A 15,840-nucleotide genomic window follows, 5' to 3' on the forward strand; every position below is an offset into this window, starting at 1 on the left:
CCGTAATCCGCGCGTGATCCTGTGTTGCGGACCTCGGGACAGCAGCAAGTGCGGGTGCGCCAGCGCGGATCACTCGCGTCTTGAGGTCCGGATCACGAGCGCCGCGCGGTGATGCCGCAGGATGGGGGGATGGACCCGATCGTCGTCAGTGCGCTCGTGCTGGTGCGTGACCGACGCCTCCTCATGGTCACCGCTCGCGGGCGGGACGTGCTCTACCTCCCGGGCGGCAAGCAGGAGACTGGCGAGACCGGCGAGGACGCCCTCGTCCGCGAGACGCGCGAGGAGGTCGGTCTCGAGCTCGACCCCACGTCGCTGCGCGAGCTCGGCAGCGTCCGCACCCAGGCCCACGGCGAGCCCGAGGGGCGCGAGGTGCACATGCGCCTGTGGACGGCGGCGCCGACGGACCCGCGAGCCGAGCCGACACCGTCGGGCGAGATCGGCGCGCTGCACTGGGCCACGTCGGGCGACGCGCACCGGTGCCCTCCCGCCGGCGTGGAGACGCTGCGTCTCGCAGTCGAACTCGACCTCGTCGACTGACCCGTCGCCTCTGCTGCCTGCTGCCTGCTGCCGCCGCAGAACCCGACCTCGAGGGCTGCAACGCCGGGAATTCCCCGTGTTGCGGGGCCCGCGAGGGCAGAACGGTCGGCATCTGCGGGTCGGCACCTGCCGGACCCGAGCGACTCGAGCAGACCAGGGCGGACCCTCCGCTAGCGGACGCGCGCGAGCAGGTCGGCGCCGACCGCGCGAGCAGCGTCGAGCACACGGAGGCGGTGCTCGAGCGTCAGGTCGTCGAACGCCACGGTCACGGCGTAGGCCACCCCGCCCCGCGGCCCGCGCAGCACCCCGAGCTCGGACCGCGCCCCGCGGTCGCTGCCCACGGCGTTGACGAGCTGGAGGCCGTGGTCGGTCCGCCGGTGCGACACCGGGTCGAGCCCGAGAGGCGCCGCCACGAACGACAGGTCGACGCCGAGCGAGAGCCAGCCGAGCACGCGACTGCTGACCGCCGACCCGACCACCTGCCCCTGGGCGAGCAGGGCCGTCAGCTGGGCCAGCTCACGGGTCGAGCCGACGGAGGCGGCAGGCGCGTCGTCGGGACCACGCTCGGACCGGATCTCGTCGAGCAGGGCGGTCTGCCGCAGGCCCAGGTCGTCGGCACGCGTGCGGACCGCGTCGAGGCCGACCCGTCCGAGCAGCGCGTTGACGGCCGCCGGGTCGCGCACGGCGCCGACGAGGGCGGCGGCATCGGTCACGGCGAGTCGGCGACGCTGCAGGTACGACCAGACGCCGCCCCCGCCGAGGGCCGAGCGGCTGCCGGGGCCGGCGGTGCGCTCCAGCTCGTCCAGCGCGCCGAGCCGACCTGCCTCGATCTGCGCGCTGACCTCGATCAGCAACAACACGGCCCCGAGCTGGCCGACGGGCAGGACGACACGGTCGTCGACGGCGAGCAGTTCACTGCCGTCGTCGAGGTCCCAGACCGAGGCTGACACCCGCACGCCCTCGGCTGCGAGATCGCCCAGGGCCGTCAGCGCACCGCCGAGGCCCGCCGGCGGCGTGGGCGGCGCGTGCCGACCGGCCTCGACGCCCTCGTCCGACCGGCTGCTGTGCCGGCCGGGACGGCCCCCCTCGGGCGGCACGGCTACCAGATCGTCACGCGCTGCTCGGCGGGGAGCCAGAGCGCGTCGGACTCCGTCAGCTCGAACGCGTCGTAGAAGTCGTCGATGTTGCGGACGATCTGGTTGCAGCGGAACTCGTTCGGCGAGTGCGGGTCGATCGAGAGCAGCCGGATCGCCTCCTCGTCGCGGAGCTTGATCTGCCAGGCTTGTGCCCAGCTGAGGAAGAACCGCTGGGCACCGGTCATGCCGTCGATCACCGGCGCCTCGGCGCCGTCGAGCGAGATCAGGTACGCGTCGTACGCGATCGACAGCCCGCCCAGGTCGCCGATGTTCTCGCCGATCGTGAGCGCACCGTTGACGTGGTGCTCGGGCACCTGCGCCGGGGCGAGGGCGTCGTACTGAGAGATGAGCGAGGTCGTCAGGCGCTCGAACGCCTCGCGGTCGGCAGGCGTCCACCAGTCGGTGAGCTTGCCGTCGCCGTCGTACTTCGAGCCCTGGTCGTCGAAGCCGTGGCCGATCTCGTGGCCGATCACGGCACCGATCGCGCCGTAGTTCGCGGCGGCGTCGCGACCCGCGTCGAAGAAGGGGAACTGCAGGATGGCCGCCGGGAACACGATCTCGTTGAAGCCGGGGTTGTAGTACGCGTTGATGGTCTGCGGCGTCATGAACCACTCGTCGCGGTCGATCGGCTGACCGATCTTTCCCAGCTCACGGTCGAAGCCGACGGCGGCCGAGGCGCGCACGTTGCCGACGAGGTCCGCAGGGTCGACCTCGAGCGCCGAGTAGTCGCGCCACTTCACGGGGAAGCCGATCTTGGGCGTGAACTTCTCGAGCTTGTCGAGCGCGCGAGCTCGCGTCTCGTCGGTCATCCACGACAGGTCGGCGATGCTGCGACGGTACGCCTCGACCAGGTTCTCGACCAGGACGTCCATCGCCTCCTTCGCCTCGGGTGCGAAGTGCCGCTCGACGTAGATGCGGCCGACGGCCTCGCCCATGGCGCCCTCGACGAGCGAGATGCCGCGCTTCCAGCGGGCCCGCTGCACGGGAGTGCCGGTCAGGGTGCGCCCGTAGAAGTCGAAGGACGCCTCGACGAACGCCGACGAGAGGTAGGCGGCGAACGAGCGGACGACCTGCCAGCGCAGCCAGTCCTGCCAGGCGGGCAGGCGGTCGTCGGTCATCAGCCCGGCCAGGCCGGTCACGAAGGAGGGCTCGCGCACGACGACCTCGTCGAAGACGCCCGCGGGCGCGCCCACGGCGTCGCGCCACGCGTCGAGGTCGACGCCCTCGGCGAGCGCGGCAGCCTCGTCCCACGACAGCAGGTTGTACGTCGCGTCGCTGTCGCGCGTGGCGACGTTGTCCCAGTGGTGCGACGCGATCGCGGTCTCGAGCTCCATCACGCGGGCGGCGCGCTCGTCGGCGTCGTCGAGGCCCGCGAGCCCCAGCATTCGCGAGACGAAGGCCACGTAGGAGGTGCGGATCGCCGCCGACTTCTCGTCACGGTAGTAGGACTCGTCGGGCAGCCCGAGGCCGCCCTGCTCGACCTGCACGACGTAGCGGGTGGGGTCGCCGGGGTCGTTGTCGACGAAGAGCTGCACGAAGCTCGTGACGCCCTGCTTCTCGAAGGCGCCGACGAGGCGGAGCAAGGCGGGCACGTCGTCGACGGTCGCGACCGTCTCGAGGAGCGGGCGGAGCGGCTCGGCGCCCAGCGCCTCCACCCGGTCCTCGTCGGTGAAGCTGGTGAAGAGGTCGCCGACCTTGCGGGCCTCGGTGCCCGGCTCGGCCGACTGCGACTCGTGCACGATGTCGCGGACCGCCGCCTCCGCCTCCTCGGCGAGGACGTAGAAGGAGCCGTAGCGCGCCTTGTCGTCAGGGATGGCGGTCCGCTCGATCCACCGCCCGTTGACGTGGCGGAACAGGTCGTCCTGCGGACGCACCGCAGGGTCGAGCTCGTCGGTGGTGATGCCGGAGGACAGCGCGTCGTTCGTCATGCTCGCCAGCCTAGGCGGGGCCACCGACGCCCTGCCCGACGCGCCGGGGCCCGCCCGACGCGTCAGGCGACGATCAGGGAGGTGATCCTGTCGAACTCGTCACGGTGCCTCTCGAGCTCGACGTCGAGGTCGTAGCGCGACTGCAGGTTCAGCCAGAAGCGCTCCGACGTGCCCAGGGCGCGCGCGAGCCTCAACGCCGTGTCGGGCGTGATCGCCCGTTTGCCGTGGACGATCTCGTTGATGCGCCGCGCGGGCACCGCGATCGCCTGGGCCAGTCGGTACTGCGAGATCTCGAGGGGCACGAGGAACTCCTCGAGGAGGATCTCTCCCGGGTGTACCGGGGGGTGTGCGGTGTCCACGGGGTTCTCCTGTCGTGATCAGTGGTAGTCGGCGAGATGGACGTCAGCCGGGCCTGCCGGCCCCCAGGCGAAGCAGATCCGCCACTGGTCGTTCACCCGCACGCTGTGCTGTCCCGATCGGTCGCCCCTGAGCAGTTCGAGGCGGTTGCCCGGCGGCACCCTCAGGTCGTCGAGGACCTCGGCCGCGTCGAGCATGAGGAGCTTGCGGTGCGCCGCGCGCTGGAGATCGAGACCCAGCCGCTTGCTGTGCACACGCCGCCAGACCTTCTCCGTCTCGGTGTCGGAGAAGGACTGGATCACGGGGCGAGCATAACGCGGGGCGTTACTAGTCGCAAGCGTGTGGCAGGGCCCGAGCAGGAAACGAGCAGGAAACAGGTCGCCGCTAATGTTCTGCCCATGGCACTTCCCTGGGCACTGCACGGCGACGGCAAGACGGTCGACTCCACCGAGATCGTCGCCCCGGAGGAGCGGCTCACCTGGCCGCGCACCATCGGCCTGGGTGGTCAGCACGTCGTCGCCATGTTCGGCGCCACGTTCCTCGTGCCGATCATCACGGGCTTCCCGCCGAGCACGACCCTGCTCTTCTCGGGCATCGGGACGCTGCTGTTCCTGATCATCACGAAGAACAAGCTGCCGAGCTACCTCGGCTCGTCGTTCGCGTTCCTCGCGCCGATCGGGGCCGCGACGGCCGTCGGCGGCATCCCGCTCGCGCTCAGCGGCATCATCGTCGTGGGCGCGCTGCTCGCGATCGTCGGGGTCGTCGTGCACCTGGCCGGCACCCGGTGGATCAACGCGCTGCTGCCCCCGGTCGTGAGCGGCGCCATCGTCGCCCTGATCGGCTTCAACCTGGCGCCCGCGGCGCGCGACAACTTCGCCCAGGCGCCGCTCACCGCCGTGATCACCCTGGCGGCCGTCGTGCTGAGCGCCGTCCTGTTCAAGGGCCTGCTCGGCCGTCTCTCGATCTTCGTCGGCGTCGTCGTCGGCTACGTCGCCGCGGTGCTGCTCGGCGAGGTCTCGTTCGATGCGGTCGGCGACGCCGCCTGGGTCGGGCTGCCCACCTTCACAGCCCCCGCGTTCGACCTCGCGCAGCTGCCGATCTACCTCGGGTTCCTGCCGGTCGTGCTCGCCCTCATCGCCGAGAACGTCGGGCACGTCAAGGGCGTCGGCCAGCTCACGAAGCGCGACCTCGACCCGCTGACCGGCCGCGCCCTCTTCGCCGACGGCCTCAGCACCGTGCTCGCGGGTCTCGGCGGCGGCTCGGCCACCACGACCTACGGCGAGAACATCGGCGTGATGAGCGCCACCCGCGTCTTCTCCACCGCCGCCTACTGGGTCGCGGGGATAGTAGCGATCCTGCTCGGCCTGTCGCCCAAGATCGGCGCCGTCATCTTCACCATCCCGCCGGGGGTGCTGGGCGGCGTGACCACGGCCCTCTACGGTCTCATCGGCGTGATCGGCATCCGCATCTGGGTCGAGAACAAGGTCGACTTCAGCCGCCCGAAGAACCAGCTGACGGCCGGCGTCGCCCTCATCATGGGCATCGCCGACTTCACCTTCGCGCTCGGCGGCGCGAGCTTCGGCGGCATCATCCTCGGCACCGTCGCCGCCATCGTCGTCTACCACCTGATGACCGTGGTCGGCCGCCTCCGCGGCACCGACTAGACGTGCGCCTCCGGTCGCCGCTCGACCGCGAGATCCTCCGCCTGGCCCTGCCCGCGCTGGGCGCGCTCGTGGCCGAGCCGCTGTTCCTCCTCACCGACACGGCCCTCGTCGGGCACCTCGGCTCCGTCCCGCTCGCCGGGCTGGGCATCGCCAGCGTCATCCTGCAGACGGCCCTCGGCCTGCTGATCTTCCTCGCCTACGCGACGACGCCGACCGTCGCGCGGCGTCTCGGAGCCGGCGATCGTCGCGGGGCGATCCGCGCCGGCGTCGACGGCCTCTGGTTCGCCCTGTTCGTCGGCGTCGTGATCGCCGTCGCGGGGGCGTTCGTGGCCGAGCCGCTCGTCGGCCTCTTCGGCGTCGGCGGCGAGGTGGCCGCCGCGGCGACGACCTACCTCTCCGTCTCGCTGATCGGCCTGCCGGGGATGCTGATCGTGATCGCCGCGACGGGGCTGCTCCGCGGCCTGCAGGACACGCGCACCCCACTCGTCGTCGCCGGCGTCGGGTTCGCGGCGAACGCCGCGCTCAACGCGCTGTTCTTCTACGGCCTCGGCTGGGGCATCGCCGGCTCGGCCGCGGGCACCGTCGTCGCGCAGTGGGGCATGGCCGCCGTCTACGTCGTCATCGCCGTCCGGGCCGCCCGCGCGGTCGGGGCCGACCTCCGGCCGGGCCTCGGCGGGGTGGGCCGGACCGCCCGCTCCGGCGCGTGGCTGCTGGTGCGGAACGCGGGCCTGCGGGCCGCGCTCGTCGCGACCGTCGTGGCCGCCGCCTCCTCGGGGGTCGCCGGCCTGGCAGTGATCCAGATCGCGCTGACGCTCTTCAGCACCCTCGCGTTCGCCCTCGACGCCCTCGCGATCGCCGGGCAGGCGATGGTCGGGCACGCGCTCGGCCAAGGCGACCGTGAGCGGGTGCGGGCGATCACCCGCCGGCTGATGCTGTTCGGCGTGGGCGGAGGAGTGCTGCTCGGCGCCCTGCTCGCCGCGCTCGCCCCGGTGCTCGCGCCCGTCTTCAGCAGCGACGAGGGCGTCAGGGCCCTCCTGCCGTCGGTGGTGGTCGCGATGGCCGTCGGGATCCCGCTCGCCGGCTTCGTCTTCGTGCTCGACGGGGTGCTGCTCGGCGCCGGAGACGCGCGCTACCTCGCGATCGCGAGCGTCGTCAGCGTGCTGGCCTACCTCGCGCTGCTGCTCCCGGTGGAGGCGCGGGTCGGCCCCGGCACGACCGGTGCGGTCGCGCTCTGGCTCACGTTCGGCCTCGGCTACATCGGGGCCCGCGCGGTCACGCTCGGCCTGCGCGCGCGCACCGACCGCTGGATGGTCGTCGGCGCCGGCTGACCACCGGCCTCATCCGCGCCGCACCGGCCTCGGCGTCGGGCGCGCGCCACTCGGCACACTCGGGGTCGACTTGCCCCGAACTGTCGCCCGGCGGCCTCGCGAGCAGCAGTTCGGGGCAACTCGAGATGCCGGTGCTCGGAACGAGCCGGGGACGGGCGCGCTCAGGCGCGCGGCGGCGCCGTCGTCGAGCCCGCGCGGAACACGCTCGTGAAGATCGTGCCCGTGGCGGCCTCGCCGGCGAGCAGGGCGAGCACGGCGCGACCGGCCGCGCGGCCCTTCTCGACGGCGGGCTGCACCACGGTGGTGAGGTCGGCGGCCCGGGGGTCGTCGAGCCGCACCCCGTCGTAGCCCACGACGCTGAGGTCGCCCGGCACGGAGAGGCCGAGGTCGGCAGCGGCGGCGATGACGCCCGAGGCCAGCAGGTCGCTCTGGGCGATGATCGCCGTCGGGCGCTCGGACGCCGGCACGTCGAGCAGCTGCGTGCCGGCCCGGTGCCCCTCGGACGTCCAGCTGCCGCGGGTGACCAGCCCGCCGACGTCGGGGTAGACGAGGCGCGTGCCGCGAAGTCGCTCGAGGGCCGGCCAGGTCGTGCCCGCGGCGACCCGTGCGTCGGTGATCGCGCCGGTCTCGCGGCCGGGCCCCAGCTCGAGGGCGACGACGGCGACACGGCGGTGACCGAGGTCGTGGAGGTGCTGGGCGAGCAGCCGGGACGCGCCCACGTTGTCCTCTCCGATGTCGAGCACGCCCTCCATCGGCGGCGCCTCGATCGAGACCAGCGGGATGCCGCGGCGGCGCACCGTCGACACCGACGAGTCGAGACGGGTGCTGCACCCGAACAGCACCAGGGCGTCGACCGGTGCGTCGAGCAGGCGGGTGTGCTCGCCCTCGGTCTCGGTGAGCAGCAGCAGGCTGTTGTCGGCAGGGCCCGTGACGTCGGCGATGCCGTCGAGCATGGCGACGTTGATCGGGTCGCGGAAGGCGTTGCTCAGGGTGTCCTCGAGGACGGCGCCGACGATGCCCGAGCGGCCGCGGCGCAGCGACCGCGCACGAGGGTCGGGCCCGCCGTAGCCGAGGTCGGCGGCGACGGCCAGCACCCGGCTGCGCGTCTCGTCCGAGACGGGGCCGGCGCCGCTGAACGCCAAGGAGGCGGTGCTCGCGCTGACCCCGGCCGCTCGCGCGACCGCGGCGAGGGTCGGCCTCGCGGCGACGTCGCCCTCTGCCCGGCTCATGGTGCCGCAGCCTATCCGACGGCGTCGGGACCGCGGCTGGGCCGGGACCACCGCCTCCTGCGTGGCGGCGGCTCAGGAACTGACGGGTCCGAGTTCCTGATCCGTGCACGACTCAGGACTCACGCTCCTCTCCTCGCGCAGCTCAGGACCCATGTTCCTGAACGAGGAGAGAGCGAGCAGGGGCGTCAGCGCTCGTCGGGGCCGAGCGCCACCGCGTAGTCGGCGACGAGCACGGGCACGTCGTCCCACTCGCCGTAGTGGGCCGCGACCTCGACGAGGTCGACGATCGCTCCCCGCACGTCGTCGGAGATGGCGGGGACGACGCCGTGCACCCGCATCGCCGTCGTCGTGCCCAGGACGGACAGCGGCGTGACGATCTCGGTGAGCACCTGTCGACGGCTCGCCTCTGGCAGGACGAGCACGAGGAGCCGCACCAGGTCGAGCAGGTGGGCGAGGTCGGCCGGCAGCAGGAGGCCGCGACGGGCGACGGCCTAGGAGGCGCGAGCCGGCTCGGGCAGGTCCTCCAGCGACGGCCGGCGCCCCGCGACCACGGCGACGACGCCGACGAGCCGCCGCATCAGGACCTCGTTGTGGCGGCGGTGCCAGACGATCACCGACCCTCCCGTGAACGGGTTCGTGCTGGTGAGGCCCGCGCGACGCAGGTCGTGCAGGGCGAGCCGGACGACCGCCTCCGTGACCTCGTGCTCGGCGGCGGCCGCCGGCACGTCGATCTCGTCGCCGGGCATCCAGCGGCCGACGGCGACATCGACCAGCAGCAGCTCGGCGACCTCGTCGGCAGACGGGAGCGTCCCGGGGCGCAGAACCGCGGCGTGCGCGCCCGGTCCGGTGGTCGTGGCGTGTGTCGTGCCGGTCATCATGTGGTCCCCTCGTGGTCGCCCGGCGGGTCCGGACGACCTGAACGTATTTCATATATCGAATCTTGTCAAGATATACGAGGGGTCCTCGACGGCCCGGCCCGCGCCTCCTGCGCCGTAGGATCGTCGGGTGCGTCTCGTCATTGCCCGCTGCTCGGTCGACTACGCCGGCCGGCTCAGCGCCCACCTCCCCCTCGCCACCCGCCTGCTCATGGTCAAGAGCGACGGCAGCCTGCTCGTGCACTCCGACGGCGGCAGCTACAAGCCGCTGAACTGGATGAGCCCGCCGTGCACGCTCAGCGTGCTCGAGCCCGACGCCGACCAGCAGGAGGCGGGGGTCGTCGAGCTCTGGAAGGTCACGCAGGCGAAGACCGCCGACATCCTCGTCGTGTCGATCCACGAGGTGCTGCACGACTCGTCGCACGAGATGGGCGTCGACCCCGGCCTCACGAAGGACGGCGTGGAGGCCGACCTGCAGAAGCTGCTCGCCGAGCAGATCGACCTGCTGGGCGAGGGCCACGTGCTCGTCCGGCGTGAGTACATGACCGCGATCGGCCCGGTCGACATCCTCGCCCGTGACGCCTCGGGAGCCGCCGTGGCCGTCGAGCTCAAGCGCCGCGGCGACATCGACGGGGTCGAGCAGCTGACGCGCTACCTCGAGCTGATGAACCGCGACCCGCACCTCGCGCCGGTCACGGGCGTGTTCGCCGCCCAGGAGATCAAGCCGCAGGCCCGCACCCTCGCGCACGACCGCGGCATCCGGACGCTGCTGCTCGACTACGACGCGATGCGCGGGCTCGACGACTCGCACTCGCGGCTGTTCTAGCCGCACGTCCGTCCCGGCAGCGGCCGGAGCTCCGCGGCGCTCGTAAGCTGGAGCCGATGATCCCCACCTACACGGCCGTCCTGTTCGACCTCGACGGCACGATCGCCGACTCGGCGCCCGCGATCACGGCCAGCCTCGCGCACACCATCGACTCGCTCGGCCTGCCCGTGCCCGATCAGTCCGAGCTGATGGCCTGGGTCGGCCCGCCCCTGCCGCAGAGCTTCGAGGTGCGCCTCGGCCTGACCGGCGACCGCCTCGCCGAGGCGATGCGCACCTACCGCGCCCACTACCTCGCGAACGGCGCGCTCGAGGGCGAGATCTTCCCCGGGGTGCGCGACCTGCTGGCCAGCGTGCACGCGGCGGGGCTGCCCACGTCGACCGCCACCTCGAAGCCCGAGACGCCGGCCACCAAGATCCTCGAGGCGCACGACCTCGTGCAGTACCTCGACCTGATCACCGGTGCGTCCGACGACGAGGTGCGCAACACGAAGGCGGACGTGGTCGCCGAGGCGCTCCGCCGGCTCCGCGAGCGCGGCGCCGACGTCACCCGTCCGGTGCTCATCGGCGACCGCCACCACGACGTCGAGGGCGCGGCCGAGCACGACGTGCCGACCATCCTCGTGACCTGGGGCTACGGCGAGCCCGCCGAGCACGTCGGCGCCGTCGCCGTCGCCTCCGACGTGCGCGAGGTCGCCGACCTGCTCGGCGTCGAGCTCGTCACGGCGCCCCTGCGCGGCGCGGCGTGAGGCAGGCCGGCTCGGCCGCGGTCCGCTCGCCCGCCGCCTGGCTGCTCACCCTCGCGATCGTCCTCATCGCGCTGAACCTGCGGGGCCCCATCGTCGCCACGGCGCCGGTGCTCGGCCAGATGAGCGCCGACCTGGGCCTCACCGCCGTGGTCGCCGGGCTGCTGACCAGCATCCCCGTGCTCTGCTTCGCCCTCGCGAGCCCGCTCGCCTCGAGCCTGATCGTCAAGGTCGGCGCCGAGCGCGCCGTCAGCATCGGCCTGGCCGGGGTGCTGCTCGGCACCGTGCTGCGCGCGCTCGGCACCTCGTCCTGGCTGTACGTCGGCACGATCGTCATCGGCATCGCCATCACCGTCGGCAACGTCGTGCTGCCGGTCATCATCCGCCGCGACTACACCCCGGAGCGCGCGGGCTTCGTCACGGGCATCTACACGTCGGCCCTCAACGTGGGCTCGATGATCACGTCGCTCGCGACCGCGCCGATCGCCTCGGTCGTCGGCTGGCCGGCCGCGCTGGTCGGCTGGGGGCTGCTCGCCGTGCTGGCCGTCGCCGTGTGGGCCGTCGCCGTCGGGCCGCGGGTGGCGCTCGGCGTGGGCGCACGCACCGGTGCCGACGCGGTCGACCGAGGACGCGCCTCCTCGGCCGACGTCATGACCGGCGGCATCGACGTGGTCGAGACCGCCGCCCACGAGGCCGACGCGGAGGCGCGGCGCCGGCCGCTGCTGCGGCGCTGGACCACCTGGGGCCTCACGCTCGCCTTCGCCGGCCAGGCCTTCGCCTACTACGGGCTCACCGCGTGGATGCCCACGCTGCTCGGCGACGAGATCGGCCTGACCCGCGAGGCCGCCGGGGCCAGCTCGTCGGTGTTCCAGATCATGGCGGTCGTCGGAGCTCTCGGCGTGCCGTTGCTCGCGCTCCGCTGGCGCCCGTCGGCCGTGATCGCGCTGATCGGCGTGCTCTGGACCGCGATGCCCCTCGGCCTCTTCTTCGCGCCGGAGCACTGGCTGATCTGGTCGATCTTCGGCGGCGCGGCCCAGGGCGGCGGCATCACGATCATCTTCATCGTGATCGTGCGGATGGCCACGACCGGCGACGACGCCCGACGTCTGTCGGCCCTCGTGCAGGGCGGCGGCTACGCCATCGCCTCGCTCGGGCCCCTGGCGATCGGCGGGCTGCACGACGCCTCGGGCGGCTGGGAGCTGCCCATGGTCGGCGTCTTCGTGTCGGTGCTGGTGCTCGGGGTCAGCGGAGTGCTCTCCGCGCGACGCGTGCACTGAGCCGCGACAGAGCGGCAGCGGCAGCGCGGGTCAGGCGGCGCGGGTCAGGCGCCGCGCGGCCCGAAGAGGGTCTCGATCGTGAGCGGGTCGTGGCCGGTGAGGTCGCGCACGGCGGTCGTCACGCCGGACACCTCGCCCGACGCGATCGACGTGTACGTGCTCACCCACGCGTCGGCCTGCCACGGCTCGGGCTGCCAGCGCTGCCGCGATGCGTAGGCCTCGTCGAGCGTCTCGTCGACGAACGAGAACGGCCGGCCGAGCGTCGCCGCCAGGCGGGTCGCCGCCTCCTCGAGGCCGACCGCCTCCGAGCCGGTCAGCTCGTAGGTCGCACCGGCGTGGGCCGCCGGGTCCTGCAGCACGGCGGCGGCCACGTCGGCGACGTCCGCCCGCGCGACGGCCGCGACTCGTCCTGACCCGGCCGGCCCGCGGAGCACGCCCTGCTCGTCCGCGAACTCGGGCAGCACGTCGAGGTAGAAGGAGTCGCGCAGCAGCGTGACCTGCATGCCCGACGTGCGCAGCGCCTCCTCGGTGGCCCAGTGGTCCCTGGCGAGGGTGAAGACCGCGTCGGGCGCCGCGCCCTGGAACGACGTGTAGACGACGTGTCCCACGCCGGCCTCCGCGGCGGCGGCGACGAAGTCGAGGTGCTGGGCGCGCCGGTCGGGCGCCTCGGCGGCCGAGACCATGAACAGCACGTCGACGCCGCGCAGCGCCGCGACGGACGCCGCGTGGTCGCCGTAGGTCGCCTCGGTCACCTCGGCCCCCGCGAGCTGCGGCGCCCGCGAGGCGTCGCGCACGACGAGGCGCTGGGCGACGCCGGCCTCCGCGAGCGCCGCGGCGACGCGGCCTCCCACGGCACCGGTCGCGCCGGTCACGCCGACGAGCGGCCCCGACGAGGAGGAGCGGTGGACGGTGGAGGAGGCGGTGTCGGTCATGACACAGGCAACGATCGAGGCGCGTCCTCTGTTCCCCCGGCCGCGCCGGGCACGACGCAGCGCCCCGATCCGACAGCCCGCCGAGGGGGCGCCCCTACAGCTCGTCCTCCCACGGCAGCGCCTGCGTCCGCGACACGGGTGCGAGCGGCACGACGACCACCGGTCGCGTCTGCCGGTGGCTGAGATGCAGCGCCACGGAGCCGGCGAAGAACTCGCGCAGGCTGCCCCTGAGCCCTGCCTCGCGGCTCCCCACCACGATCATCGGCGCGTCGATCGTCCGGGCGAACGACGCGAGCCCGGTCGCGGGGTCGCCGGTCAGGGCGACGAACGCGACCGGCCCGGCGTGGTCGACCAGCACCGTGAGCAGGCGTTCGCGCAGCTCGGGCTCGAAGACGATCTCGTCGGCCCAGCTCTCCGGGGCGATCGGGTACGAGAGGACCGTCCCGTCGATGCTCTCGGCGAAGGCCATCCGGTCGGACTCGACGGCCACGCAGGCGAGCCCCGTGCCGAACCGGCGGGCGAACTCCGCCGCCCGGGCGACGACGGCCTCGGCGGTGGCGGGGACGACGCCCACGACCACCCAGCCGCGCAGCTCCTCGGCCGGGTCGGGGATCTCTCCTGAGCGAGCCACGGCGACCACCTCTCCTGCTCCCGAGCGGCGGCGCCGCCGCGCGTGGCCACAGTGAACCACGCGGGAGGGCCAGAGGGGAACCGTTCGGCGGCCCCCGACGACGATGGTCCGCGACCTCTTCCCCCGGCGCCCCGACGGGAGCAGACTGGCGCCATGTGCGGCCGCTACGTCATCGCGAAGGCGACGTCCGACCTGATGCCCGACCTGCTCGCCGGCCTCGGGCCCCTGCCGGACGACTTCAACGTCGCCCCGACCACGACAGTGCCCGTGGTGCGCACGCGCCACGGCGAGCGCGAGCTCGCGCAGGCCCGCTGGGGCCTGACGCCGTCGTGGTACCCCGACCTCAAGAAGCGGCCGCAGCCGATCAACGCCCGGGTCGAGACCGTCGCGACGAGCGGGATGTTCCGGCGGCCGTTCGCGCAGGCGCGCTGCATCGTGCCCGCGCTCGGCTACTACGAGTGGGTCGTGACCGAGACGGGCAAGCAGCCGCACTTCGTGCACCAGCCGGACGCCGGCCTCGCGATGGCGGGCGTGATGAGCGCCTGGCCCGACCCCGCGAAGGAGGAGGACGACCCGTCCCGCTGGGTGCTCTCGATGTCGATCATCACCAGGGACGCGCACGTCGCGCCCGGCGAGGTGCACGACCGGATGCCGTCGTGCCTCACGCCCGACGCCTACGACGACTGGCTGGGCGACCACCTCGACACCGGCGAGCTGCTCGCGCTGCTCGACCGCACCTCCTTCGAGGTGGCCCACGACCTCGTGCACCACGAGGTCACCCGCGACGTCGGCTCGGTGCGGAACACCGGCCCGCACCTGATCGAGCCGATCGCCTGACGCCGCAGGGGCGTCGGCGCGACCGAAGACACCGGGAACGGGAAAGGCCCTCCGTGAGGAGGGCCTTTCCGTTCGCGTGCGCGAGGGGGGACTTGAACCCCCACGCCCTTTCGAGCACTGGCACCTGAAGCCAGCGCGTCTGCCAATTCCGCCACTCGCGCGAACTCGAGAACATTATCATGTCCGAGCCCCTCGTCAGAGCACCGTGACGGCTCCGGCGGGGGCCGTCCGCGCCGTCCGGCTAAGATCGGGCGACCAGTGACCCCCGAACCTGGAGACCCATGGGACTGCTCGACAACTTCGAACGCGGGCTGGAGCGCGCCGTGAACGGCGCCTTCGCCAAGACGTTCCGTTCGAGCGTGCAGCCCCTCGAGATCACGAGCGCGCTGCGGCGCGAGCTCGACACGAAGGCGGCCGTGGTCTCCCGCGACCGCATCCTCGTGCCGAACGAGCTGCTGGTCCGCCTCTCGCCCGCCGACCACGAGGCGATGGCCGCGGTCGGCCCTGCGCTGATCGACGAGCTGACGCAGCTCACGCAGCGGCACGCGACGGCGCAGGGCTACCAGTTCGCCGGCCCGCTGCGCGTCCGGCTCCGTGAGGACGACTCCCTGAGCGTCGGCATCATGGTGGTCGACTCGCGCAACGTGCAGGGCGACGTGAAGTGGCGCCCGTTCGTCGACGTCGACGGTACGCGCCACGCGATCACCGGTCAGCGCACCGTGATCGGCCGGGGCAGCGACGCCGACATCACCGTGCAGGACACGGGCACGAGCCGCAAGCACGTCGAGATCCTGTGGGACGGCCAGCGTGCCCAGGCCCGCGACCTCGGCTCCACGAACGGCTCGAAGCTGAACGGCGCGCCGCTCTCGAAGGCCGCCCTGCAGCCGGACTCGGTCATCGAGATCGGTCGTACGCGTATCGTGTTCCGGGTGCTCCCCCAGTCTTCGACGCCCGACCCCTTCGACGGGCCCGACGTCCGAGGGGGATCCTGGTGACCAGTGAGCTGACCCTCTTCGCCCTGCGCTTCGCCTTCCTGGCCGTGCTGTGGCTCTTCGTCTTCGCCGTCGTCTTCGCCCTGCGCTCCGATCTGTTCGGGCAGCGGGCGCGCAAGATGCCCACCGACCAGCAGCCGGGACGAGCCTCGTCGTCGGCCGCCGCGCCTCCTGCGCCCCGGCCAGTCGCCACGCCCGCGCCCGTCCCCGCGCCGCAGCGTCCCGCCGGCGCCTCGGCGCCCTCCGGCGACGGCGCCGCCACCCGGCTCGTCATCACCAAGGGCGCGAAGGCGGGCCTCGAGATGCCGCTCGGCGACGGCCCCCTCACGATCGGCCGTTCACAGGAGAGCAACCTGGTCATCCGTGACGACTACACGTCGACGCACCACGCCCGGCTCATGCTGTGGAACGGGCGCTGGGTCGTGCAAGATCTGGACAGCACGAACGGGACGTTCCTCTCCGACGAGCGCGTCACCGTCCCCACTCCGGTGCCGACCGGCGCCACGGTGACGATCGGGCAGACGAGCTTCGAGCTGCGACGGTAGCCG

General features: G+C 73.0%; 18 protein-coding genes and 1 tRNA gene. 9 read left to right on the plus strand and 10 right to left on the minus strand.

Annotated features, from left to right (window positions below; all coding sequences use genetic code 11):
* Window positions 1-129 precede the first annotated feature (129 nt).
* Window positions 130-537: an NUDIX domain-containing protein gene (locus JOE35_RS00850; RefSeq protein ID WP_209559407.1), complete on the plus strand. Its 408-nt coding sequence runs from the start codon at window positions 130-132 to the stop codon at window positions 535-537.
* Between the two features lie 170 nt (window positions 538-707).
* Here JOE35_RS00850 and JOE35_RS00855 read toward each other — a convergent pair whose 3' ends face one another.
* From JOE35_RS00855 to JOE35_RS00870, 4 genes are all read right to left on the minus strand, one after another.
* Window positions 708-1,634, minus strand: a complete 927-nt coding sequence (locus JOE35_RS00855; RefSeq protein WP_307802878.1) for a serine hydrolase — start codon at window positions 1,632-1,634, stop codon at window positions 708-710.
* A gap of 2 nt (window positions 1,635-1,636) precedes the next feature.
* Window positions 1,637-3,601: a M13 family metallopeptidase gene (locus JOE35_RS00860; RefSeq protein ID WP_209559408.1), complete on the minus strand. Its 1,965-nt coding sequence runs from the start codon at window positions 3,599-3,601 to the stop codon at window positions 1,637-1,639.
* A 62-nt stretch (window positions 3,602-3,663) separates the two neighbouring features.
* On the minus strand, window positions 3,664-3,960 hold the full coding sequence (locus tag JOE35_RS00865; RefSeq protein ID WP_209559409.1) for a HigA family addiction module antitoxin: 297 nt from the start codon (window positions 3,958-3,960) through the stop codon (window positions 3,664-3,666).
* A gap of 18 nt (window positions 3,961-3,978) precedes the next feature.
* Complete coding sequence (locus tag JOE35_RS00870) at window positions 3,979-4,260, minus strand: type II toxin-antitoxin system RelE/ParE family toxin (RefSeq protein ID WP_209559410.1); 282 nt, start codon at window positions 4,258-4,260, stop codon at window positions 3,979-3,981.
* Window positions 4,261-4,356: 96 nt separating this feature from the next.
* Between JOE35_RS00870 and JOE35_RS00875 the strand changes: the two genes are divergently transcribed.
* Both JOE35_RS00875 and JOE35_RS00880 read left to right on the plus strand, forming a co-directional pair.
* The gene (locus JOE35_RS00875) at window positions 4,357-5,622 is read left to right on the plus strand and encodes a uracil-xanthine permease family protein (RefSeq protein ID WP_209559411.1); all 1,266 of its coding nucleotides are present in this window, start codon (window positions 4,357-4,359) and stop codon (window positions 5,620-5,622) included.
* A 2-nt stretch (window positions 5,623-5,624) separates the two neighbouring features.
* The gene (locus JOE35_RS00880; RefSeq protein ID WP_307802879.1) at window positions 5,625-6,950 is read left to right on the plus strand and encodes an MATE family efflux transporter; all 1,326 of its coding nucleotides are present in this window, start codon (window positions 5,625-5,627) and stop codon (window positions 6,948-6,950) included.
* 161 nt (window positions 6,951-7,111) lie between these two features.
* On the opposite strand, the gene JOE35_RS00885 is transcribed toward JOE35_RS00880, so the two are convergent.
* The 3 genes from JOE35_RS00885 to JOE35_RS00895 all read right to left on the minus strand — a co-directional run bounded on the left by JOE35_RS00885 (window position 7,112) and on the right by JOE35_RS00895 (window position 9,054).
* Window positions 7,112-8,179, minus strand: coding sequence for a LacI family DNA-binding transcriptional regulator (locus JOE35_RS00885; protein WP_209559412.1), 1,068 nt, complete (start codon window positions 8,177-8,179; stop codon window positions 7,112-7,114).
* A 185-nt stretch (window positions 8,180-8,364) separates the two neighbouring features.
* Window positions 8,365-8,613 carry a hypothetical protein gene (locus JOE35_RS00890; RefSeq protein ID WP_209559413.1) on the minus strand — a complete coding sequence of 83 codons (249 nt, stop codon included), beginning with the start codon at window positions 8,611-8,613 and terminating at the stop codon, window positions 8,365-8,367.
* Window positions 8,614-8,670: 57 nt separating this feature from the next.
* The gene (locus JOE35_RS00895) at window positions 8,671-9,054 is read right to left on the minus strand and encodes a GntR family transcriptional regulator (protein ID WP_209559414.1); all 384 of its coding nucleotides are present in this window, start codon (window positions 9,052-9,054) and stop codon (window positions 8,671-8,673) included.
* A 130-nt stretch (window positions 9,055-9,184) separates the two neighbouring features.
* On the opposite strand from JOE35_RS00895, the gene nucS reads away from it, so the two are divergent.
* The 3 genes from nucS to JOE35_RS00910 are packed head-to-tail and all read left to right on the plus strand — an operon-like array spanning window position 9,185 to window position 11,900.
* The gene (gene nucS / locus JOE35_RS00900) at window positions 9,185-9,880 is read left to right on the plus strand and encodes an endonuclease NucS (RefSeq protein ID WP_146902151.1); all 696 of its coding nucleotides are present in this window, start codon (window positions 9,185-9,187) and stop codon (window positions 9,878-9,880) included.
* Between the two features lie 56 nt (window positions 9,881-9,936).
* On the plus strand, window positions 9,937-10,626 hold the full coding sequence (locus tag JOE35_RS00905) for an HAD hydrolase-like protein (protein ID WP_209559415.1): 690 nt from the start codon (window positions 9,937-9,939) through the stop codon (window positions 10,624-10,626).
* Window positions 10,623-11,900, plus strand: a complete 1,278-nt coding sequence (locus JOE35_RS00910) for a CynX/NimT family MFS transporter (RefSeq protein ID WP_209559416.1) — start codon at window positions 10,623-10,625, stop codon at window positions 11,898-11,900. The genes JOE35_RS00905 and JOE35_RS00910 overlap by 4 nt, the downstream gene beginning before the upstream one ends.
* Before the next feature lie 44 nt (window positions 11,901-11,944).
* Here JOE35_RS00910 and JOE35_RS00915 read toward each other — a convergent pair whose 3' ends face one another.
* A complete protein-coding gene (locus JOE35_RS00915; RefSeq protein ID WP_209559417.1) occupies window positions 11,945-12,832 on the minus strand; it encodes an NAD(P)H-binding protein in 888 nt (295 codons plus the stop codon).
* Between the two features lie 94 nt (window positions 12,833-12,926).
* A complete protein-coding gene (locus JOE35_RS00920; RefSeq protein WP_209559418.1) occupies window positions 12,927-13,463 on the minus strand; it encodes a universal stress protein in 537 nt (178 codons plus the stop codon).
* Window positions 13,464-13,616: 153 nt separating this feature from the next.
* Here JOE35_RS00920 and JOE35_RS00925 point away from each other — a divergent pair, with 153 nt between their 5' ends.
* The gene (locus JOE35_RS00925; RefSeq protein WP_209559419.1) at window positions 13,617-14,300 is read left to right on the plus strand and encodes an SOS response-associated peptidase; all 684 of its coding nucleotides are present in this window, start codon (window positions 13,617-13,619) and stop codon (window positions 14,298-14,300) included.
* A 77-nt stretch (window positions 14,301-14,377) separates the two neighbouring features.
* On the opposite strand, the gene JOE35_RS00930 is transcribed toward JOE35_RS00925, so the two are convergent.
* A tRNA-Leu gene (locus tag JOE35_RS00930) sits at window positions 14,378-14,461 on the minus strand.
* Window positions 14,462-14,581: 120 nt separating this feature from the next.
* Here JOE35_RS00930 and JOE35_RS00935 point away from each other — a divergent pair.
* The gene (locus JOE35_RS00935) at window positions 14,582-15,295 is read left to right on the plus strand and encodes a DUF3662 and FHA domain-containing protein (protein WP_209559420.1); all 714 of its coding nucleotides are present in this window, start codon (window positions 14,582-14,584) and stop codon (window positions 15,293-15,295) included.
* Complete coding sequence (locus JOE35_RS00940; RefSeq protein ID WP_209561790.1) at window positions 15,289-15,837, plus strand: FHA domain-containing protein; 549 nt, start codon at window positions 15,289-15,291, stop codon at window positions 15,835-15,837. The genes JOE35_RS00935 and JOE35_RS00940 overlap by 7 nt, the downstream gene beginning before the upstream one ends.
* Window positions 15,838-15,840 lie beyond the last annotated feature (3 nt).

It is taken from the genome of Frigoribacterium sp. PvP032 (genome assembly GCF_017833035.1).
GTDB lineage: Bacteria > Actinomycetota > Actinomycetes > Actinomycetales > Microbacteriaceae > Frigoribacterium.

Bases quoted from the DNA above. Each gene is read 5' to 3' on its own strand.
- JOE35_RS00850 (WP_209559407.1), top strand. From the start codon at position 130: ATGGACCCGATCGTCGTCAGTGCGCTCGTGCTGGTGCGTGACCGACGC.
- JOE35_RS00860 (WP_209559408.1), bottom strand. From the start codon at position 3,601: ATGACGAACGACGCGCTGTCCTCCGGCATCACCACCGACGAGCTCGAC.
- JOE35_RS00875 (WP_209559411.1), top strand. From the start codon at position 4,357: ATGGCACTTCCCTGGGCACTGCACGGCGACGGCAAGACGGTCGACTCC.
- JOE35_RS00885 (WP_209559412.1), bottom strand. From the start codon at position 8,179: ATGAGCCGGGCAGAGGGCGACGTCGCCGCGAGGCCGACCCTCGCCGCG.
- JOE35_RS00895 (WP_209559414.1), bottom strand. From the start codon at position 9,054: ATGACCGGCACGACACACGCCACGACCACCGGACCGGGCGCGCACGCC.
- JOE35_RS00905 (WP_209559415.1), top strand. From the start codon at position 9,937: ATGATCCCCACCTACACGGCCGTCCTGTTCGACCTCGACGGCACGATC.
- JOE35_RS00915 (WP_209559417.1), bottom strand. From the start codon at position 12,832: ATGACCGACACCGCCTCCTCCACCGTCCACCGCTCCTCCTCGTCGGGG.
- JOE35_RS00925 (WP_209559419.1), top strand. From the start codon at position 13,617: ATGTGCGGCCGCTACGTCATCGCGAAGGCGACGTCCGACCTGATGCCC.
- JOE35_RS00935 (WP_209559420.1), top strand. From the start codon at position 14,582: ATGGGACTGCTCGACAACTTCGAACGCGGGCTGGAGCGCGCCGTGAAC.